This window comes from Mycolicibacterium lutetiense (assembly GCF_017876775.1).
GTDB lineage: Bacteria > Actinomycetota > Actinomycetes > Mycobacteriales > Mycobacteriaceae > Mycobacterium > Mycobacterium lutetiense.
Window position 1 is genome coordinate 813,488 of sequence record NZ_JAGIOP010000001.1, and the last position, 19,770, is coordinate 833,257.

Genomic DNA, 19,770 nt, shown 5'->3' on the forward strand with positions numbered 1-19,770 from the left:
TCTCATTCCCTGCGTAGCAAGCCCAGTCGTTGCTCATAGGGTACGAGTGGCATGTTCAGCACATGCGCCACCGCCTTGGCGGGATCGATACGAACGTAATTCGACTGTCCCCATTGGTATTCCTCGCCGGTGATCTCGTCGCGTACCCAGAACCGGTCATGCGATTCCATACCCAGTGCCTCCATGTTCAACCACAACGTGGCTTCTTCCGGGCTGAACGGGTTGAGCGTGACCACCACGAGCACCGTGTCTCCGGTGATCGGGTCGAACTTGCTGTAGGCGAGCAGCGCGTCATTGTCGACGTGATGGAAGGTGAGGGTACGTAACTGGCGCAGGGCCGGGTGCAGACGCCGGATCTCGTTGAGGCGGGACAGGAATGGTTCGAGCGAACGGCCCTCGGCCAGAGCCGCCGCGAAGTCGCGGGGACGCAGCTCGTATTTCTCGGAATCCAGGTACTCCTCGCTACCCTCTCGGAGGGCCCGGTGCTCGAACAGTTCGAAGCCGGAATACACGCCCCACGACGGGCTCATGGTCGCGGCCAGTACCGCGCGGATCGCGAACATGCCGGGGCCGCCGTGCTGTAGCGACGCGTGCAGGATGTCGGGCGTGTTGACCCACAGACTGGGTCGCATGCTGTCGGCGTTCGCGGTGATCTCGTTGCCGAACTCGGTGAGCTCCCATTTGGTGGTGCGCCAGGTGAAGTACGAGTAGGACTGGGTGAAGCCACGCTTGGCCAATCCGTAGAGCCGGGCCGGCCGGGTGAAGGCCTCGGACAGGAACAGGACGTCCGGATCCTCGTTCTTGACCTCGGCGATCAGCCAGACCCAGAAGTTCGGCGGTTTGGTGTGCGGGTTGTCGACGCGAAAGATTTTGACACCGTGTGAGATCCAGAAACGCACGACCCTCAGTACCTCTTGGTACAGCCCGGCGGGGTCGTTGTCGAAGTTGAGCGGGTAGATGTCCTGGTACTTCTTGGGTGGGTTCTCCGCGTAGGCGATGGTGCCGTCGGGGAGCACGGTGAACCACTCCGGATGCGCTGCGGCCCAAGGATGATCGGGCGCGCACTGCAGCGCCAGATCCAGTGCCACCTCGACGCCCTGCGTGCGGGCGGCGGCCACGTAGTCGTCGAAGTCGTCGATGGTGCCCAGGGCCGGGTGCACGGCGTCATGGCCGCCCTCGTCACTACCGATGGCCCATGGCGACCCGACATCGTCGGGCGCGGCGGTGACCGCGTTGTTGCGTCCTTTTCGGTGCACCTTGCCGATCGGGTGGATGGGCGGCAGGTAGACGATGTTGAAGCCCATGCGCGCGATCCGGGGGAGTTCCTCGGCGGCGGTGGCGAAGGTGCCGTGTACCGGATGGCCGGCTTTGTCCCAGCCGCCGGTGGACCGCGGGAACATCTCGTACCACGAGGAAAACCTGGCCAGTGGCCGATCCACCCAGACCCCGTACTGCTCACCGCGGGTAACCAACTCGCGCAGCGGATACTGTTCGAGCAGTTCGCCGACCTCCTCGGACAGCGCCGCCCCGGCGCGTCGGAACGGGTCCCCGGGGGTGCTCAGGGCCGCGGCGGCCTCGATCAGCGGATCGCGCAGTTTGCGGGGCATTCCGGCCGCGGCGCGCTCCAGCAGGTGCGCACCGATCAGCAGGTCGTTGGACAACTCGGCTTCGCTCTGACCGGCACCCAGCTTGGCTTCGACGGTGTGACGCCAGGTGGCCAGTGGGTCGCCCCAACCGTCGACCCGGTACGTCCACAATCCGACGGTGTCGGGGGTGAACTGGCCATGGAAGACATCGGGGATATGTCCGGTGGACATCGGCAAGGTCTGCGGCTTGATGCGTTGTGAAGGACGCACCCCTGGGCTGGTGGGCAACACGGTGTCGATCGCCACTGGCACTGTCGCGGTGTCCGGTTCGCTGGTCGGCCGTGGGTAGTCCGTACCGAGATACCGCACCACCAGGTTGGCCGAGACCGCGTCATGGCCTTCGCGCCACACCGTGGCCCGAACTGGCACCACCTCGCCGACCACGGCTTTTGCCGGGTACTGTCCGCCGAAGATTACTGGCGCGACGTCGTCAATCCCGATACGACCGGCCACCCATCCACTCCTCACGTCGTCTTCGGTCAAGCGGCTGTCTGTGTGCACTCGCCTTGTCGCGTCTGATACCCACCGTAGTGGGCTGCCCAATCTCGTGGGGGTTAAGCGCGACCTGACCGCCGCGCTCGCCGCTGCACGAGACGGAATTGTCAGTAAGGTTGGGTCGCGTGAAAGCCCTCAGAAGGTTCACCGTCCGCGCGCACCTTCCCGAGCGGTTGACGGCGCTGGAACGGCTGTCGATCAACCTCCGCTGGTCGTGGCACAAGCCCACTCAGGATCTGTTTGCTGTGCTCGATTCCGAGCTGTGGCAGCAGACCAACGGGGACCCGGTGGCGTTGTTGGGTGCGGTCAGTCCGCAACGACTCGACGAACTGGCCGGCGACGAATCGTTCCTGGGCCGCCTGGACGAGTTGGCTGCGGACCTGGACAACTATCTGAGCCGTCCACTGTGGTACCAGCAGCAACTCGACGACGGGGTCGCGATGCCGAAAGGCATCGCCTACTTCTCGATGGAGTTCGGTGTCGCCGAGGTGCTGCCCAACTATTCGGGCGGCCTGGGCATCCTGGCCGGTGACCATCTGAAATCTGCATCGGATCTGGGTCTGCCGTTGGTCGCGGTGGGCCTGTACTACCGCTCGGGTTACTTCCGGCAGTCCCTGACCGCCGAGGGGTGGCAGCACGAGACCTACCCGTCGCTCGACCCGCAGGGGCTGCCGTTGCGGCTGCTCACCGACGCGTCCGGGGCGCCGGTGCTGGTGGAGCTGGCGTTGCCGGATGCGCGTGAGCTGCGGGCCCGGGTGTGGATCGCGCAGGTGGGCCGGATTCCGCTGCTCCTGCTCGATTCCGACGTTCCCGAGAACGAGCACGAACTGCGCGGGGTTACCGACCGGCTGTACGGCGGCGATCAGGAACACCGCATCAGGCAGGAGATCCTGGCCGGTATCGGCGGTGTGCGGGCGATCCGCGCTTTCGCCGAGATCGAAAACCTATCTGCCCCTGAAGTTTTCCACATGAACGAGGGCCACGCCGGCTTCCTCGGGGTCGAACGGATCCGCGAGCTGGTCGCAGCAGGGCTGGACTTCGACACGGCGTTGACCGTGGTGCGCTCGTCGACGGTGTTCACCACGCACACCCCGGTTCCCGCCGGGATCGACCGGTTCCCGGTCGAGATGATCAGGCGCTACTTCGGCAGCCCACCCGGCGGTCCTGCCGACAGTCGCCTGCTCCCCGGTGTGCCGTTGGAGCGGGTGGTGGCGCTCGGTGCCGAGGACGATCCGTCGAAGTTCAACATGGCGCACATGGGTCTTCGGCTGGCGCAGCGGGCCAACGGGGTGTCGCTGTTGCACGGTCGGGTCAGCCGGGAGATGTTCAACGATCTGTGGCCGGGGTTCGACCGTGCCGAGGTGCCGATCGGCTCGATTACCAACGGTGTGCACGCCCCGACCTGGGCGGCACCGCAGTGGTTGGCGCTGGGGCGCGAGTTGATCGGTTCTGAGGCCGCCGAGCCGGCGGTGTGGGAACGCCTGCAGGAGGTCGACCCGAGTCACATGTGGTGGATCCGATCGCAGTTGCGCGAGACGTTGATCGCCGATGTGCGTGACCGTCTGCGTCGGTCCTGGCTGGAGCGTGGTGCGTCCGAGGCCGAACTGGGCTGGATCGCAACGGCTTTTGATCCATCGGCGCTGACGGTCGGCTTCGCCCGGCGGGTGCCGACCTATAAGCGGCTGACGCTGATGCTCCGTGACCCGGAGCGGCTGGAGAAACTGCTGCTCGACGAGAAGCGGCCGGTGCAGCTGATCGTGGCCGGCAAGTCGCATCCGGCCGATGATGGTGGCAAGGCGCTCATTCAGCAGATCGTGCGGTTCGCCGACCGGCCGGAGGTGCGGCACCGGATCGCGTTCCTGCCGGACTACGACATGTCGATGGCCCGGTTCCTGTACTGGGGCTGCGACGTCTGGCTCAACAACCCGCTGCGGCCGTTGGAGGCCTGCGGTACGTCGGGGATGAAGAGTGCGCTCAACGGCGGGCTGAATCTCTCGATCAGGGACGGCTGGTGGGACGAGTGGTACGACGGCGAGAACGGGTGGGAGATCCCGACCGCCGACGGGGTGGACGACGAGGCCCGCCGCGACGATCTCGAGGCGGCCGCCCTGTACGACCTGCTCGAGCGTGCGGTCACGCCCAAGTTCTACGAGCGTGACGAGGACGGGCTGCCGACCCGCTGGATCGAGATGGTGCGCCACACGCTGCAGGTGCTCGGGCCGAAGGTGCTGGCCTCGCGCATGGTGCGCGACTACACCGAGAAGTACTACCTGCCGGCCGCGCAGTCGTTGCGCCAGACCGTCGAGGCCGCCTCCGGCGAGCCGTTCGGTGCGGCCCGGGAACTGGCCGATTACCGGCGCCGCGCCCAGCATGCCTGGCCGAAGATCCAGATCACCGATGTGGACAGCTACGGCCTGCCCGATACGCCACTGTTGGGATCACAGCTGACGCTGACGGCGACGGTGCAGTTGGCCGGCCTGCGACCCGACGAAGTCACGGTGCAGGCCGTGCTGGGCCGGGTGGATGCCGGTGACGTGATCGTCAATCCGGTGGCCGTGCCGATGGCGCACACCGGTTCGGAAGACGGGGGTACCGAGGTGTTCTCGACCAGCACGCCGCTGCCGGTCGCCGGACCGGTGGGGTACACCGTCCGGGTATTGCCGCACCATCGGCTACTGACCGCCGACAACGAGTTGGGCCTGGTGGCACTGGCTTGAGTAACGCGCTCAAAGTTCAGCTCGACGGCGGACCGTACGCGCTGGCAGCCGGAAGCGACGGCGCGATGTGGGTGACCCTGGTGCACGGCGGCGCCATCGCCCGGGTCTCGGCCGCCGGCGAGGTGGCCACATACCCGGTCGGGGAATGCTCGCGTCCGTCGATCATCGCGGCCGGACCGGACGGGGCGCTGTGGTTCACCCGCTCCGGTGACGATCGCATCGGCCGGATCACCACGACGGGGGAGTTGAGCTCCTTCGAATTACCCGGGGGCAGTGCGCCGTTCGGCATCACCGCGGGCCCCGACGACGCGCTGTGGTTCACCACGATGTCGTCGGGCGAGATCGGCCGGATCGGCATCGATGGTGAGATCAGCTGCCAGGCCGCGGTCGGCGGGATGCCGTCGATGATCACCAAGGGGCCAGACGATGCGTTGTGGTTCACGCTCAACGAGACCGGCGCGGTGGGCCGGCTGACCGTCGACGGATCTCTCACATTGCGTGAATTGCCCACTGCCGCAGCCGGTCCGGTCGGTATCGCGGCCACCCATGACGATGCGGTGTGGTTCACCGAGATCCGCGCCGACAAGGTGGGCAGGATCCCGGTCCGCGACGCGATCCAGGAGCTCGACCTGCCGGGAAAACCGCACGCGGTGGTAGCCGACCCGACCGACGGAGTGTGGGTCAGTCTGTGGGGCTCCGACCAGATCGCCCGGATCAGCGGTGACGGCGAGGTGGTGACCATCGACCTGCCGGCCGGCAGCGAACCGCACGGGTTGGCGATCGGTCCCGACGGCGCCTGCTGGGTCGCGCTGGAGTATGGGTTCGTCCTGAAAATGCCGACCTGAGTGCCGGTGGGTCGCGACGGTCGGGTAATTACATAGGCAGTCTTGTTCCCGCGGGGAACGTGGCGATACGTTCCCGGAGGGAACTGTAACGAGAGGCCGCCTGTGTTGATTCGCTCGTTGGGACTGCTTACGGCCGCCTCTCTGGCCTGCGTGGCGTCCGTCGCCCCGGCCCGTGCCGACCCTGTCGCCCCTCAGATCGAAGTGGTCGCCGACGTGGAGCCGGCGCCGGGCGAACCGGCCGCCGCCGATCTGGTCGAGTCGACCGCACCGGTCACCCTCAAGACTCCGGATGACTGGAACCTGACGGTGTCGGCCGCCGACGAGACGCAGGCCGTGGTGTCGCCCCTGACGACAGCGGTGTCCTCGCGCGAATACGTGGTCGGCGGAACCTACCGCGGTGCGATGGCCGGACCCGACACCGGTGAGGATCCGCGCGGCACCCTGGAGGCCGGTTATCAGATCGGCTGCGGCATCGACATGAGCACGTCCAACGGCGTCTCGTTGACCGGCACCGCCGGATTGAACAGCTCCATCGGGATTCTCGGCACCGATATGGTCTCGCCCTGGCCCGAGGGCATCCTGCCGGGCGTCGGTGCGAACATCGGCGGCGGCATCACGATTGGACTCAAGCCCGGCATCATCAACCTCATCCCGGTGGCCAAGAAGGAGTTCAAGGGCACCGAGCCGTGGGTGATGATCAGCAACTTCCGGGTGAAGATCGACGGCTGTGTAGGCGAGTCGTTCATCAGGTCCTATGCGGTGCTGACCCGCTCTACCGACGAATCCGAGGCGGTGCTCGCCTGGTACGGCACCACGAAGAAGGTCTGAGCCGTCACGCGAAGCGCTTGAGGCAACGTTCCTCGTCACCGAGGATGCCGACCCGGAACGCGTCGATGCGGGCGAACCCCGAGGGTACCGACTCGCCGTTGACGTCGCTGGCCGCCAATCCGTTGGTGAGGATGCCCGACACTGCCTCGTCGACGTCGCCCGCGGTCAGCAGGATGGTGTCGCCGTTGGGCAGGTTCACGGGCTTGATCATCTTGGCCGTCGCCACCCCGGTCAGGCAGGCGGTGCGCAGCGCGGCCTCGGCGTTGTCGAGCACCAGGCCCCGGGCCTGCTGTAGGGCCAGGGCGTAGCGCGAGATCAGCACCGAGAACGCGGTGTTGTCCCCGTCGGCCAGACCACCGACGTCGACCTCGTCGGACGGTGCGGCAAGCGCCTGCATCTCGGCCAGGTCGACCACGATGGTGTTGGTATCGGGGCAGTAGGAGGCCGGTGGGCTGGGCTGCGCGCTCGGGCAGTCCGCTGCCGTCTCAGGCCGGAAGTTGAGCCGCGGGGGACTGGCCGGCTTGAAGAGGATGTTGAGCGCGTCGACCATCGAGCGGACCCAGTGCTCGGTGATGTCCAGATCGCCGCTCTGGTCTTCGGGCAGCAGGACGGGGAGGTCGCCCCGCCGCTGGTCGATCTCCTTGACGTCGATCGCGGCACAGGCCGCGGGCCCGTCGGTGAACCCGAACTGGAAGGCCGAGATCCGTTCGAACGCCGACCCATGCTCGTCGACCCCGACCCGGGCCTCGGCCTCGGTGAGCAACGGATCCCGGAACCCGATCACGGCGGCCAGCAGCTTGTTGAGGCCGTCCGCCGTGCTGAGTGAGAACCGCGGGGACTCACCTTCGGCCACCCATCGCATGTAGCTTCCCGCCAGACAGTCCGCCTGCTGCTCGGCGACCAAGATCGGCGTGTTGCGGTTGGCGAGCCCGGCCTGCTGCTGGATCGCATGGCCGTACTCGTGGGCGAGCACCATGACCGCACCCATGTCGCCGTTCTGCCGGCGCAAGCTGGGCATCAGGACGCCCCGGTCCCAGCCGATGGTCTGCTCCGGTTTGCAGAACGCGGCATTGACGAGTCCGTAGGTCTCGAGCCCGCAGAACGCGTCGCCGAAACTCTCGGCGTCCCAGGAGATCAGCGCGCGCACCCGCTCGAACTCGCCTTCGAACACCTCGGAGTAGGCGTTCGACCAGTACTGCTCGATGTCACTGACAGCGCCGGCCGCCAGACTGTCGATCGTCCCGCCGTCGCCGTTGGTGACCCTGCGCGTGGGCTTCTCGGCGTCGGGGCGCAAACCGCTCGAACCGTCGGTGGCGGGCATGCCGGCAACCGAGAAGGGATCGCTGAACACCGACACTGCCGTACCGCCCACCAGGGCCGAGCAGGCCGCCAGCGGCAACACCGCGCACAGGGCAACGGCGATCCCGAACAGGGCGCGTCGGCTCATGTCTTCGCCTTCCGATGCACTCTGGCGGCCACAACCGTCCGCGCGGGTAATTGCCGCACACACTAGTTAACCGAGCGAGCCCAGGTTGGGAATATCAGTCCGCGCCGCGCAACCGCTTCAACGACTGACGCACCCGGCCGGGGTCGGTGGTGGACCAGAACGGCGGCAACGACGAGCGCAGGTAACCGCCGTAGCGGGCGGTTGCCAACCGGGAGTCCAGGACCGCGATGACGCCGCGGTCATCGGTGTGGCGTAGCAACCGCCCGGTGCCCTGGGCGAGCAGCAGCGCGGCATGGTTGGCGGCGATCGCCATGAAGCCGTTGCCGCCGTGTGCGCTGATCGCCCGCTGCCGGGCGGTCAGCAACGGATCGTCGGGGCGGGGGAACGGAATCCGGTCGATCAGCACCAGCGACAGCGACGGCCCGGGCACGTCCACGCCCTGCCACAGCGACAGGGTGCCGAACAGCGATGTCTCCGGATCATCGGAAAACTTTTGCACCAGAGCCGAAGTGGTGTCCTCGCCCTGGCACAGGACCGGGGTGGACAGCCGCCCGCGCATGACCTCGGCGGCGGCCTTGGCTGCGCGCATCGACGAGAACAGGCCAAGAGTACGGCCACCGGCCGCGGTGATCAGTCCTTCGATCTCGTCCAGGGTTCTGGTGTCGGTGCCGTCCCGCCCCGGAGGCGGTAAATGTTTGGCAACGTAGAGGATTGCGGATTTGGCGTGGTCGAAAGGCGACCCCACATCGAGGCCGCGCCAGCCAGGTTTGGCCGACTCCTTGTCGTCGGAGAATCCGCCCAGCCCCCAGTTACGCGCCATGGCGTCGAAGTTGCCGCCGAGAGTCAGCGTCGCCGAGGTGAGTACCGCGGTGGTGTTGGCGAACAGCCTGGTGCGCAAGAGGCCCGACACCGACATCGGTGCCACCCGCAGCAGGCTGCGCCCGGGCCGGGGCGCCCCGGTGTTTGCGGCGCCCGGCCCTTCGGTCTGTTCCACCCACACCACATCGAGGCGGTCGGGAATGGGCGGGACGAACGAGGTGAGAATCCGGGTGGCGGTGTCGCTGACGTCGCTTAGTGCAGTGACGGCCTCGGTGCGGGCCGAGGCGGCCTGCGGGTCGCTGGGCGTGGTGTCGATCGCGGTGCGCGCCGCATTGGCCGCGTCGCGCAATGCGGTCAGGTAGGTACCCAATTCATCATCGAGCACATCGACACGGCCGGCGTCGAGTTCGTGCAGCAGCGAGGACAACGTCGCGGACGCGGCCTCGAACCGCTGCGCCAGTTCGTCATCGACCAAACGGGACAACCTGCGGTGCGCCACCGCCATGGACGTCGCCGACAATTCCGCGGTGGCCACCCCGGTCACCCGGTCAGCCAATTCGTGGGCCTCGTCGACCACCAGCAGCTCGTACTCGGGCAACACCGAGAAATCGGAGAGCGCGTCGATGGCCAGCAGTGCGTGATTGGTGACGACGACGTCGGCCGCCCCGGCCTTCTCCCGCGCCCGCTCGGCGAAGCAGTCGGTACCGAACTGGCAGCGCGACACCCCGATGCACTCGCGTGCCGAGACACTGACCTGTGACCACGACCGGTCCGGTACGCCGGGGGTCACCTCGTCGCGATCGCCGGTCTCGGTGTCCGAGGACCATTCCGTCAGCCGTTGCACATCGCGGCCCATGGCACTGACCGCCATGGGGGAGAACAGCTCGTCCTGAGGGCGGTCGGCCGGCTCCTCGCTTCCGTTGTGGATCTTGTTGAGGCACAGATAATTTCCGCGGCCCTTCAACAGTGCGAAGGTTGGTTTGCGGGGAAGTGCGTCGGCCAGTGAGTTCACCAACCGAGGTAGGTCGCGGTCGACGAGCTGACGCTGCAGGGCGATGGTGGCCGTCGAGACGACCACCGGTTGCTCGGTCTGCAGCGCGTGAGCGATCGACGGCACCAGGTAGGCCAGCGATTTACCGGTGCCGGTCCCGGCCTGCACGGCCAGGTGTTCACCGGACTCGAAGGCGTTGGCGACCGCCTCGGCCATCTGGACCTGACCGGGGCGGCCGGCACCACCGAGCCCTTTCACGGCGATCTTGAGGAGATTGGTCACCACATTGGCCACCTCACGGGATGGCTTCGATTTGGCTGTCATGTCTGGGGCGCCACGACCCGCGTGGGGACGGCAGGCTCGCCACGGGACAGTTTGAGACCGTCCCACGGCAGGCTGTGCAGACCCGCCGCCACCCGCTCGCGCGCGGCGATCAGGTCGGCGGATGGATGGTGTCCGTCGACGGGGGCGCCACCGCTGACCAGTGGCACCGTGAGCCGCCGTGCGGTGAGCCCTGAAGGCGCCGACGGGGCCTGGCGGTACGGGTGGACCACTTCCTCGACGATCGTGCCCGAGGCCTTGGCCAGCCGGAGTGCCTGCTTGCGGCCACCGTGGGACTCCTTGCGGCTGCTGCGCTTGGCCACCGGGATCCCGTCGACCTCCACCAGCTTGTAGACCATGCCCGCGGTCGGTGCGCCCGATCCGGTGACCACCGAAGTGCCGACGCCGTAGCTGTCGACCGGCTCGGCGCGCAGGGCGGCGATCGAGAACTCGTCGAGGTCACCGGAGACGACGATCTGGGTCCCGGTGGCGCCCAGGCCGTCGAGCTGCTGGCGCACCTGGCGGGCCAGCACCCCGAGATCGCCGGAGTCGATGCGGACAGCGCCCAGTTGCGGGCCGGCGGCCGCGATCGCGTTGGCCACCCCGGCGGTGATGTCATAGGTGTCCACCAACAGGGTGGTGTCGATGCCCAACGCCGCCACCTGACCGCGGAACGCGGCCTGTTCGTCGGGGCCGGCCTCGGTGGTGTGTAGCAGGGTGTAGGCGTGTGCCGCGGTGCCCAGCGCGGGCACGCCGTAGCGCTGCTGGGCGGCCAGATTGGACGAACCGGTGAACCCGGCCAGGTAGGCCGCACGCGCTGCGGCCACAGCGGCCATCTCGTGCGTACGTCGTGAGCCCATCTCGATCATCGGCCGGCCGTACGCAGCGGTGGCCATCCGGGCCGCTGCCGAGGCGATCGCGGTGTCGTGGTTGAGGATTGACAGCGCCAGAGTCTCGAGCACCACGCACTCGGCGAAGGTTCCGTGCACCGAAAGCACCGGCGAACCCGGGAAATACAGCTCGCCCTCGGCGTAGCCGTCGACGTCACCGCTGAACCGGTAGCCCGCCAGGAAATCCAGTGTCGCGGAGTCGAGGAATCCGAGCGCAGCCAGCTCATCCGGGGCGAAGCTGAACTGCGTCAACGCTTCCACAAATCGCCCGGTGCCGGCGACCACGCCGTACCGGCGACCTTCGGGCAGGCGGCGGGCGAAGACTTCGAACGTGGTGCGGCGGTGCGCCGTGTGGTCGCGCAGCGCGGCCGCGAGCATCGTCAGCTCGTACTTGTCGGTGAGCAACGCGACGGTCACACCAGCAACCGTAGCTGTTCACAGCTGCTTCAATATCGCGGCTCCCCTGCCGGTATTGTGGGCCCATGGTTACACCGGCGAAGGCCCGACCGGGGACCCGCGAGGAGCGCAGCATCGAGGCGGCGCCACGGGAAGATGCCGCCACCGAAAGCCCGTGGGTGACCATCGTCTGGGACGATCCGGTCAACCTGATGAACTACGTGACTTACGTGTTCCAGAAATTGTTCGGATACAGCGAGCCGCACGCAACCAAACTCATGCTGCAGGTGCACAACGAGGGCAAGGCCGTGGTGTCGGCGGGAAGCCGCGAGTCGATGGAAACCGATGTGACCAAACTGCACGCCGCGGGGCTGTGGGCCACCTTGCAGCAGGACCGCTGATCGACTGTGCGCAAATGGAAACGGGTCGAGACCGCCGACGGTCTGCGGTATCGCTCGGCATTGGAGACCCACGAGGCTGCATTGCTGTCGAGCCTGGGCACCTCAATGTTGGGGATGCTCGACGAGCGTGGATCATCGGGGCCCACAGACGAACTCGAGATGATCACCGGCATGAAGACCGGCAATCCGCAGCCGCCGGAGGACGCCACGATGAAGCGTCTGCTCCCGGATTTCTACCGGCCGCAAACTGAGCATCCCGCCGGTTCGGGGACCGCCGAGAGCCTGAACAGCGCGCTACGCGGACTGCATGAGCCGGCCATCATCGATGCGAAACGTGAAGCAGCCCAACGTTTGTTGGACACCATTCCGAACGGTGGCGGGAAGTTCGAGCTGACCGGGGACGACGCCGAGGCGTGGGCGACCGCAGTCAACGACATCCGGCTGGCGCTGGGCACCATGCTCGACGTCGGCTCGCACGGGCCCGAAGAGTTGCCGGCCGAGCACCCGATGGCCGGGCACGTCGACGTCTATCAGTGGCTGACCGTGCTGCAGGAATACCTTGTCCTCGGCCTGATGGGGAGATAAACCTGATGGGTTCGATCACCGACGTCGGCGGCATCCTGGTCGGCCACCATCACCGCATCGACCCCGATGTGTCGCTGGGCTCGGGATGGGCATCCGGCTCGACGGTAGTGCTGACGCCGCCGGGCACCGTTGGTGCCGTCGACGGACGCGGCGGTGCCCCGGGCACCCGTGAGACCGACCTGCTCGACCCGATCAACACGGTGCGCCACGTCGACGCCGTGGTGCTGACCGGCGGCAGCGCGTACGGCCTGGCCGCCGCCGACGGGGTGATGACCTGGCTGGAGGAGCAGGGCCGCGGAGTGGCGATGGACGGTGGCGTGGTGCCGATCGTGCCGGCCGCGGTGATCTTCGATCTACCGGTCGGCGGCTGGGCGAACCGGCCGACCGCCGAATTCGGTTATGCGGCGGCCCGGGCAGCATCCACCGACTTCGCGCTCGGCACCGTCGGTGGCGGGGTCGGCGCGCGGGCCGGGATCCTCAAGGGCGGCGTGGGCACCGCCTCGGTGATGCTGGACTGCGGGGTGACCGTCGGTGCCCTGGTCGTGCTCAACGCCGCCGGTGACGTGGTCGACCCGGCCACCGGTCTGCCCTGGATGGCTGCCCTGATCGAGGAGTTCGGGCTGACCGCCCCGCCCGCCGATCAGCTCGCCGCCTACGCCGGCCTTCACACCGAGCTGAGTCCGTTGAACACCACCATCGCGGTGGTCGCCACCGACGCGGCGCTGAGCCCGGCCGGGTGCCGCCGGGTGGCCGTCGCCGCGCACGACGGGCTGGCCCGGACCATCCAGCCGTGTCACACCCCGATCGATGGCGATACGGTGTTTGCGCTGGCGACCGGCGCGGTAACCGTCGATCCGGACGCGAAGACACCGGTGGCGATGTCGCCGGAGACGGCGCTGGTGACCAGGGTCGGGGCGGCCGCGGCCGACGTGCTGGCCCACGCCGTGCTGGTCGGGCTGCTGGCCGCCGAGTCGGTGGCCGGAATACCGACCTACCGTGGCATGTTGCCCGGAGCGTTCTCCGGGAAGGAAGTGCGATAGGAGTGATCAAGTGCTGGTGATCCGCCGGGATCTCGTCGAGGCCATGGTGGCGCATGCCCGCGCCGACCATCCTGACGAGGCGTGTGGGGTGATCACCGGGCCGGAGGGCTCCGATCGGCCCGAGCGCTTCATCGCGATGGCCAATGCCGAGCGTTCGCCGACCTTCTACCGGTTCGATTCGGGCGAACAGCTCAAGGTGTGGCGCGCGATGGACGCAGCCGACGAAGTACCCGTCGTCATCTACCACTCGCACACCGCGACCGAGGCCTACCCGAGCCGCACTGACGTCTCGTTGGCCCAAGAACCCGATGCGCACTACGTGCTGGTGTCCACCCGGGACCCCGACGAGCATGAACTGCGTAGCTATCGCATCACCGACGGCGTCGTCACCGAGGAACCCGTCGACATCGTCGAGCAGTACTAGAAAGGCTTTGACATGACCGAGTCCAAATCCGTCACCGTTTCGATCCCGACCATCCTGCGTCCCCACACCGACGGGCAGAAGCGCGTCAGCGCCTCCGGCGACACCCTGCAGGCGGTGATTGCCGACCTCGAGGCCAACTACTCAGGAATCTCCGACCGGTTGGTGGACAACGGCAAGCTGCACCGCTTCGTCAACATCTACGTCAACGACGAGGACGTGCGGTTCTCCGGCGGATTGGACACCACCATCGCAGACGGCGACTCGGTGACGATCCTGCCTGCGGTGGCAGGCGGATAGCCGATGGCACGGTACGACTCACTGCTGCAGGCCCTCGGCAACACCCCGTTGGTCGGGCTGCAGCACCTGTCGCCTCGGTGGGAGGAAAACCAGGACGGGCCGCACGTGCGGTTGTGGGCCAAACTCGAGGACCGCAACCCCACCGGGTCGATCAAAGACCGGCCCGCGCTCCGCATGATCGAGCAGGCCGAGCGTGACGGGCTGCTGAGCCCGGGCGCCACGATCTTGGAGCCCACCAGCGGCAACACCGGGATCTCGCTGGCGATGGCCGCGATGCTCAAGGGCTACAACATGATCTGCGTGATGCCCGAGAACACCTCCGTCGAGCGGCGTCAGATCCTGGAACTCTACGGCGCGAGAATCATCTACAGCGCGGCCGAGGGCGGGTCCAATACCGCCGTCGCGACCGCGAAAGAGCTTGCGGCCGAAAATCCTTCGTGGGTGATGCTGTACCAGTACGGCAACCCGGCCAACACCGACGCGCACTATTACGGCACCGGTCCCGAGCTGCTGGCCGACCTGCCCGAGATCACGCATTTCGTCGCCGGGCTCGGTACCACCGGCACGCTCATGGGTACCGGCCGTTTCCTGCGCGAGCACGTGCCCGGTGTACAGATCGTGGCCGCCGAACCGCGCTACGGCGAGGGCGTGTACGCGCTGCGCAACATCGACGAAGGATTCATCCCCGAGCTATATGACCCCGAGGTGCTGACCACGCGGTTCTCGGTGGGCTCCTACGACGCGGTCAAACGCACCCGTGATCTCGTCACCCGCGAAGGCATTTTCGCGGGCATCTCGACCGGTGCGGTGCTGCACGCCGCGCTGGGGATGGGGGCCAAGGCGATCAAGGCCGGCGAGCGCGCCGACATCGCCTTCGTGGTCGCCGACGCCGGTTGGAAGTATCTGTCGACCGGTGCCTACGCCGGTAGCCTGGATGACGCAGAGGATGCGTTGGAAGGACAGCTATGGGCATGAGCGGGCAGGAATGACACCCAGCGAGAAGCCGGAGGCGGATCGCGCATGACACAGCCGGGTCTACCTGCGTCCAGCGCACCGAAAAAACCGCCGGCATGGATGGTCGGCGGTGTGACGATCATCAGTTTCGTCGTACTGCTGTACGTGATCGAGTTCGTCGACACCACCATGGGCCACCGGCTCGACCAGGACGGCATCCGGCCGCTGCAGACCGATGGTTTGTGGGGCATCCTCTGGGCGCCGCTGCTGCACGGTGGATGGCCGCATCTGATCGCCAACACCGTTCCGCTGATCGTCCTGGGTTTTCTCATGACGCTGGCCGGGATGGGACGGTTCATCGCTGCGACCGCGATCATCTGGATTCTCGGCGGCATCGGCACCTGGCTCATCGGCAATATCGGCCTGCACTGTCCCTACGTGTCGGTGCAGTGCACGAGTACCCACATCGGAGCGTCGGGCCTGATCTTCGGCTGGCTGGCGTTCCTGATCGTGTTCGGATTCTTCACCCGCAAGGCGTGGGAGATCGTGGTCGGTGTCGTCGTCCTGTTCGTCTACGGCGGCGTGCTGTTCGGGGTGCTGCCAGGTAATGCGGGGGTGTCCTGGCAGGGGCACCTGTGCGGGGCCATCGCCGGTGTGGTGGCGGCTTACCTGTTGTCCGGACCGGAACGCAAGGCTCGGGAAGCACGGAAGAGTTCCGTCCAACCGCGTCTGAGTGCATGAACATATGAGCGACCCACTCGCACCCGTCGGAATCTTCGACTCCGGCGTCGGTGGTCTGACCGTGGCCCGGGCGATCATCGACCAACTGCCAGACGAGGACATCATCTACGTCGGCGACACCGGCAACGGACCGTACGGTCCGCTGACCATTCCCGAGATCCGGGCGCACTCGTTGGCCATCGGTGACGACCTCGTGGCCCGCGGCGTCAAGGCGCTGGTGATCGCATGCAACACCGCGTCGTCGGCGTCCCTGCGCGACGCGCGCGAACGCTACTCACCGGTGCCGGTGGTCGAGGTGATCCTGCCCGCGGTGCGGCGCGCGGTGGCCGCCACCCGCAACGGACGCATCGGGGTGATCGGCACCGCCGCGACCATCGCCTCGGGCGCCTATCAGGATGCGTTCGCCGCAGCACGCGACACCGAGGTGTTCGGGGTGGCCTGCCCGCGGTTCGTCGACTTCGTGGAGCGCGGGGTCACCAGTGGACGTCAGGTGCTGGGTCTGGCCGAGGGCTACCTGGAGCCACTGCAGCGCGCCGAGGTGGACACCCTGGTGCTGGGGTGCACGCACTATCCGATGCTGTCCGGGCTCATCCAGCTGGCCATGGGCGACAACGTCACGTTGGTGTCCTCGGCCGAGGAGACCGCCAAGGACCTGCTGCGGGTGCTTACCGAGCTTGATTTGCTCAAACCGCACGAATCCGGTCCGGCCCAACGGGTGTTCGAGGCCACCGGAGATCCCGAGGCGTTCACCACGCTCGCCACCCGATTCCTGGGGCCGGGGCTGGACGGTGCGCGACAGGTCCGGCGTCACGCGGGAGCCGGAAAATGATCTCCATCGCCCAAACCGGCGATGTCTTGGCAACGCCCACACCGAGCATGGCAAGCTGGACACTGTGCGATTGACCATCCTCGGATGCTCCGGCAGCGTCGTCGGCCCGGATTCGGCAGCCTCCGGCTATCTCGTCACCGCACCTGACACCACTCCGATGGTCGTCGACTTCGGCGGGGGGGTCCTGGGTGCGCTGCAGCGCTACGCCGATCCGAATTCGGTCAACGTATTGCTGTCGCATCTGCATGCCGACCACTGTCTGGATCTGCCCGGCCTGTTCGTGTGGCGGCGCTATCACCCCGCTCCGGCGACCGAACGTGGCCTGATGTACGGGCCGGCCAACACCTGGGGCCGGCTCGGTGCGGCGTCATCGCCTGAGGGCGGCGAGATCGACGACTTCACCGACATCTTCGACGTGCGCAATTGGGAGGACGGCGTCCCGGTGCAGCTCGGCACGCTCAGCGTGACGCCGCGGCTGGTGTGTCACCCCACCGAATCCTTCGGCATGCGCTTCACCGATCCGTCCGGGGCAATCCTGGTCTACAGCGGCGACACCGGGTATTGCGACGCGCTCGTCGAGCTGGCCCGTGGGGCCGACGTCTTCCTGTGCGAGGCATCGTGGACGCACGACCCGTCCCGGCCGCCGCACTTGCACCTGTCGGGCACCGAGGCCGGGCGGGCCGCCGCTGAAGCCGGCGTCGGTGAGCTGCTGCTCACCCACATTCCGCCGTGGACGTCGCGCGAGGATGTGATCAGCGAGGCCAAGGCCGAGTTCGACGGCCCGGTGCACGCCGTGCTGAGCGGCGAGACCTTCGACGTCACCCGGCGCTGACCCGCTAGGGTTGGCGGGTGTCCAAGCGAGAAGACGGTCGTCTCGACGACGAGCTGCGCCCGGTAACCATCACCCGCGGTTTCACATCGCATCCCGCCGGCTCGGTACTGGTCGAGTTCGGCCAGACCCGCGTCATGTGCACCGCCTCGGTCACCGAAGGCGTGCCGCGCTGGCGTAAGGGCTCCGGGCAGGGCTGGCTGACCGCCGAATACGCCATGTTGCCCGCCGCCACCCATGACCGCTCCGACCGGGAATCGGTCAAGGGGCGCGTCGGCGGGCGAACCCAGGAGATCAGCCGCCTGGTCGGGCGTTCACTGCGTGCGTGCATCGACCTCGGTGCGCTGGGGGAGAACACCATCGCGATCGACTGCGACGTGCTGCAGGCCGACGGCGGCACCCGCACCGCCGCCATCACCGGCGCGTACGTGGCGCTGTCCGATGCGGTCACCTATCTCGCTGCGGCCGGGCGGCTTTCCGATCCGCGCCCGCTGTCGTGCGCCATCGCGGCGGTGTCGGTCGGCGTGGTCGACGGCCGGGTGCGTCTGGATTTGCCCTACACCGAGGATTCGCGTGCCGAGGTGGACATGAACGTCGTCGCCACCGACACCGGCACCCTGGTGGAGATCCAGGGCACCGGCGAGGGCGCGACCTTCCCGCGGTCCACCCTGGACAAGATGCTCGACGCCGCGCTGGCGGGTTGCGAGCAGTTGTTCGTGATCCAGCAGGAGGCATTGGCATTGCCGTATCCGGGTGTGCTGCCGGAGGGACCCGCGCCCAAGAAGTCGTTCGGTAGCTGAGTGCCTGCGCTCCTGGTGGCCAGCCGTAACGCCAAGAAGCTGGCCGAGTTGAGGCGGGTCCTGGACGCCGCCGGGGTGGTGGGTTTGGAGCTGCTGTCGCTGGCCGACGTGGCTGCATACGACGAGGCGCCCGAAACCGGCGCGACGTTCGAGGACAATGCACTGGCCAAGGCGATGGACGGCTTCCGGGCCACCGGGTTGGCTTGTGTGGCAGACGATTCCGGTATCTCGGTGGATGCACTGAACGGTATGCCGGGCGTGTTGTCGGCGCGCTGGTCGGGTGTACACGGTGACGACGCCGCCAACACCGCGTTGCTGTTGGCGCAGTTGGGCGATGTGCCGTATTCGCGCCGCGGCGCCGCTTTCGTGTCGGCGTGTGCGTTGGTCTATGGCGCAGGCTCGGCCGAAAAAAGGGTTGTGGTGCGCGGCGAGTGGCCCGGCACCGTCACCCATGAGCCCAGGGGTGAAGGTGGGTTCGGGTACGACCCGGTGTTCCTGCCGGACGGATCTACCCACACCGCAGCGGAATTGACGCCCGCCGAGAAAGACGCGGTATCGCATCGCGGCCGGGCGCTGGCATTGTTGGTGCCTGCGCTGCGGGAGTTGGCCGGGTCGTAGGGGTCTCACCGGCGGCGGTCGCAGGGCGACGTCGCGTTTGTAACCTGGCTTGCGTTACAGCTCGAAGCGCTTCTTGAGTTCGAGGGTCTCGAAATGCTCCACGATGACGCCGAGCAGCGGGACCGTTCCGGCGAGGATTATCCCGCCGGCCTTACCGAGTGGCCACCGGGCCTTGATCGCCAGGTCGAGCGTGAAGAACACGTAGAGCATGTAGAACGCGCCGTGAATCATGCCGATGAACTTGAACCACGAGTAGTCGATTCCGAAGATGTACTTGGCGACCATCTCGGCACACAGCACGATCAGCCAGGCACCGGTGATCCACGCCAACACCCGGTACTTGACCAGCGCCTTGCGGATGGTCTCCTTGGGGGTGATGACGGCCTGCGGTTCGGTCATCTATCGGTCCTGTCTTTCGTGTCGGACTGGTCCGACTTGGCCAACTCGGCAAGGTAGGCGTTGTACTCGGAGAGTTCCTGGTCGCCAGCGTCTGCGGTCACGGACTTGGGACGTTCCGGCAGCAGACCGGCCGGGATCTCGGTGACCTCGCCGGCAGGTCGCTCCGGCGGTGCGTCCTCGTAGCGGACGAACTTGTAGTACGAGTAGAAGCAGAACCCGGCGAACATCGGCCACTGCAAGGCGTAGCCCAAGTTCTGGAAAGTGCCCGACGCCGATTCGTAACGCGTCCATTGCCACCACGCCAGTGCCAGGCAGCCGGCGGCGCCAAGACAGACCAGCGCGATGAGCGCTGGTCTCCTACGCCGTGTAGTGGACATTCGTCCACGGTACCGCGAGGTGCTTCGGACCGACGAATGTGTCGAGGTGAGCGGTGTGGGGCCGCTTAGGCGCGTCCGGTC

20 protein-coding genes are annotated in these 19,770 nt (G+C 67.2%); 14 read left to right on the forward strand and 6 right to left on the reverse strand.

Annotated features, from left to right (window positions below):
- Positions 1 to 2: 2 nt before the first annotated feature.
- The gene (locus tag JOF57_RS03995) at positions 3 to 2,099 is read right to left on the reverse strand and encodes an alpha-1,4-glucan--maltose-1-phosphate maltosyltransferase (RefSeq protein ID WP_209913845.1); all 2,097 of its coding nucleotides are present in this window, start codon (positions 2,097 to 2,099) and stop codon (positions 3 to 5) included.
- A 167-nt stretch (positions 2,100 to 2,266) separates the two neighbouring features.
- On the opposite strand from JOF57_RS03995, the gene JOF57_RS04000 reads away from it, so the two are divergent.
- From JOF57_RS04000 to JOF57_RS04010, 3 genes are all read left to right on the forward strand, one after another.
- Entirely contained in the window at positions 2,267 to 4,858 is a 2,592-nt protein-coding gene (locus JOF57_RS04000) for a glycosyltransferase family 1 protein (protein ID WP_209913847.1), read from the forward strand.
- Positions 4,855 to 5,703, forward strand: a complete 849-nt coding sequence (locus JOF57_RS04005) for a Vgb family protein (RefSeq protein ID WP_209913849.1) — start codon at positions 4,855 to 4,857, stop codon at positions 5,701 to 5,703. Before JOF57_RS04000 ends, JOF57_RS04005 begins: the two co-directional genes overlap by 4 nt.
- 150 nt (positions 5,704 to 5,853) lie before the next feature.
- The gene (locus JOF57_RS04010; protein WP_307869955.1) at positions 5,854 to 6,531 is read left to right on the forward strand and encodes an MspA family porin; all 678 of its coding nucleotides are present in this window, start codon (positions 5,854 to 5,856) and stop codon (positions 6,529 to 6,531) included.
- Between the two features lie 4 nt (positions 6,532 to 6,535).
- On the opposite strand, the gene JOF57_RS04015 is transcribed toward JOF57_RS04010, so the two are convergent.
- From JOF57_RS04015 to JOF57_RS04025, 3 genes are all read right to left on the reverse strand, one after another.
- Positions 6,536 to 7,978 carry a neutral zinc metallopeptidase gene (locus tag JOF57_RS04015; RefSeq protein WP_209913853.1) on the reverse strand — a complete coding sequence of 481 codons (1,443 nt, stop codon included), beginning with the start codon at positions 7,976 to 7,978 and terminating at the stop codon, positions 6,536 to 6,538.
- Between the two features lie 94 nt (positions 7,979 to 8,072).
- Positions 8,073 to 10,112 carry an ATP-dependent DNA helicase gene (locus tag JOF57_RS04020; protein WP_209913855.1) on the reverse strand — a complete coding sequence of 680 codons (2,040 nt, stop codon included), beginning with the start codon at positions 10,110 to 10,112 and terminating at the stop codon, positions 8,073 to 8,075.
- Positions 10,109 to 11,416, reverse strand: a complete 1,308-nt coding sequence (locus JOF57_RS04025; RefSeq protein ID WP_209913857.1) for a nicotinate phosphoribosyltransferase — start codon at positions 11,414 to 11,416, stop codon at positions 10,109 to 10,111. The genes JOF57_RS04020 and JOF57_RS04025 overlap by 4 nt, the downstream gene beginning before the upstream one ends.
- Positions 11,417 to 11,481: 65 nt before the next feature.
- Between JOF57_RS04025 and clpS the strand changes: the two genes are divergently transcribed.
- From clpS to rdgB, 11 genes are all read left to right on the forward strand, one after another.
- Positions 11,482 to 11,796 (forward strand): ATP-dependent Clp protease adapter ClpS, encoded by a 315-nt coding sequence (gene clpS, locus JOF57_RS04030; protein WP_209913859.1) that lies wholly within the window; start codon positions 11,482 to 11,484, stop codon positions 11,794 to 11,796.
- 6 nt (positions 11,797 to 11,802) lie between these two features.
- Entirely contained in the window at positions 11,803 to 12,381 is a 579-nt protein-coding gene (gene aosR, locus JOF57_RS04035; protein ID WP_209913861.1) for an oxidative stress transcriptional regulator AosR, read from the forward strand.
- A gap of 5 nt (positions 12,382 to 12,386) precedes the next feature.
- Positions 12,387 to 13,421 carry a P1 family peptidase gene (locus JOF57_RS04040; protein ID WP_209913863.1) on the forward strand — a complete coding sequence of 345 codons (1,035 nt, stop codon included), beginning with the start codon at positions 12,387 to 12,389 and terminating at the stop codon, positions 13,419 to 13,421.
- Between the two features lie 10 nt (positions 13,422 to 13,431).
- Positions 13,432 to 13,845 carry a M67 family metallopeptidase gene (locus tag JOF57_RS04045; RefSeq protein ID WP_163668840.1) on the forward strand — a complete coding sequence of 138 codons (414 nt, stop codon included), beginning with the start codon at positions 13,432 to 13,434 and terminating at the stop codon, positions 13,843 to 13,845.
- 12 nt (positions 13,846 to 13,857) lie between these two features.
- The gene (locus JOF57_RS04050) at positions 13,858 to 14,142 is read left to right on the forward strand and encodes a MoaD/ThiS family protein (RefSeq protein WP_163668842.1); all 285 of its coding nucleotides are present in this window, start codon (positions 13,858 to 13,860) and stop codon (positions 14,140 to 14,142) included.
- 3 nt (positions 14,143 to 14,145) lie between these two features.
- On the forward strand, positions 14,146 to 15,117 hold the full coding sequence (locus tag JOF57_RS04055; protein WP_163668844.1) for a cysteine synthase: 972 nt from the start codon (positions 14,146 to 14,148) through the stop codon (positions 15,115 to 15,117).
- 45 nt (positions 15,118 to 15,162) lie between these two features.
- On the forward strand, positions 15,163 to 15,837 hold the full coding sequence (locus tag JOF57_RS04060; protein WP_163668846.1) for a rhomboid family intramembrane serine protease: 675 nt from the start codon (positions 15,163 to 15,165) through the stop codon (positions 15,835 to 15,837).
- Between the two features lie 4 nt (positions 15,838 to 15,841).
- Positions 15,842 to 16,666: a glutamate racemase gene (gene murI / locus JOF57_RS04065; protein ID WP_209913865.1), complete on the forward strand. Its 825-nt coding sequence runs from the start codon at positions 15,842 to 15,844 to the stop codon at positions 16,664 to 16,666.
- A gap of 64 nt (positions 16,667 to 16,730) precedes the next feature.
- Positions 16,731 to 17,498, forward strand: a complete 768-nt coding sequence (locus tag JOF57_RS04070; protein ID WP_163668849.1) for a cyclic nucleotide-degrading phosphodiesterase — start codon at positions 16,731 to 16,733, stop codon at positions 17,496 to 17,498.
- 17 nt (positions 17,499 to 17,515) lie between these two features.
- Positions 17,516 to 18,295: a ribonuclease PH gene (gene rph / locus JOF57_RS04075; RefSeq protein ID WP_209913867.1), complete on the forward strand. Its 780-nt coding sequence runs from the start codon at positions 17,516 to 17,518 to the stop codon at positions 18,293 to 18,295.
- Positions 18,296 to 18,913 (forward strand): RdgB/HAM1 family non-canonical purine NTP pyrophosphatase, encoded by a 618-nt coding sequence (rdgB, locus tag JOF57_RS04080; protein ID WP_209913869.1) that lies wholly within the window; start codon positions 18,296 to 18,298, stop codon positions 18,911 to 18,913.
- 54 nt (positions 18,914 to 18,967) lie between these two features.
- Here the strand turns inward: rdgB and JOF57_RS04085 are convergent, their stop codons facing one another.
- Together JOF57_RS04085 and JOF57_RS04090 are read right to left on the reverse strand one after the other, a co-directional pair.
- Positions 18,968 to 19,312 (reverse strand): DUF3817 domain-containing protein, encoded by a 345-nt coding sequence (locus JOF57_RS04085; protein WP_209913871.1) that lies wholly within the window; start codon positions 19,310 to 19,312, stop codon positions 18,968 to 18,970.
- Positions 19,309 to 19,689: a hypothetical protein gene (locus JOF57_RS04090; protein ID WP_163668857.1), complete on the reverse strand. Its 381-nt coding sequence runs from the start codon at positions 19,687 to 19,689 to the stop codon at positions 19,309 to 19,311. The genes JOF57_RS04085 and JOF57_RS04090 overlap by 4 nt, the downstream gene beginning before the upstream one ends.
- Positions 19,690 to 19,770: the final 81 nt, after the last annotated feature.

Coding starts and splice junctions, on each gene's coding strand:
- JOF57_RS04015 (WP_209913853.1), bottom strand. CDS start 7,978: ATGAGCCGACGCGCCCTGTTCGGGATCGCCGTTGCCCTGTGCGCGGTG.
- JOF57_RS04020 (WP_209913855.1), bottom strand. CDS start 10,112: ATGACAGCCAAATCGAAGCCATCCCGTGAGGTGGCCAATGTGGTGACC.
- clpS (WP_209913859.1), top strand. CDS start 11,482: ATGGTTACACCGGCGAAGGCCCGACCGGGGACCCGCGAGGAGCGCAGC.
- JOF57_RS04040 (WP_209913863.1), top strand. CDS start 12,387: ATGGGTTCGATCACCGACGTCGGCGGCATCCTGGTCGGCCACCATCAC.
- JOF57_RS04050 (WP_163668842.1), top strand. CDS start 13,858: ATGACCGAGTCCAAATCCGTCACCGTTTCGATCCCGACCATCCTGCGT.
- JOF57_RS04055 (WP_163668844.1), top strand. CDS start 14,146: ATGGCACGGTACGACTCACTGCTGCAGGCCCTCGGCAACACCCCGTTG.
- JOF57_RS04060 (WP_163668846.1), top strand. CDS start 15,163: ATGACACAGCCGGGTCTACCTGCGTCCAGCGCACCGAAAAAACCGCCG.
- murI (WP_209913865.1), top strand. CDS start 15,842: ATGAGCGACCCACTCGCACCCGTCGGAATCTTCGACTCCGGCGTCGGT.
- JOF57_RS04085 (WP_209913871.1), bottom strand. CDS start 19,312: ATGACCGAACCGCAGGCCGTCATCACCCCCAAGGAGACCATCCGCAAG.
- JOF57_RS04090 (WP_163668857.1), bottom strand. CDS start 19,689: ATGTCCACTACACGGCGTAGGAGACCAGCGCTCATCGCGCTGGTCTGT.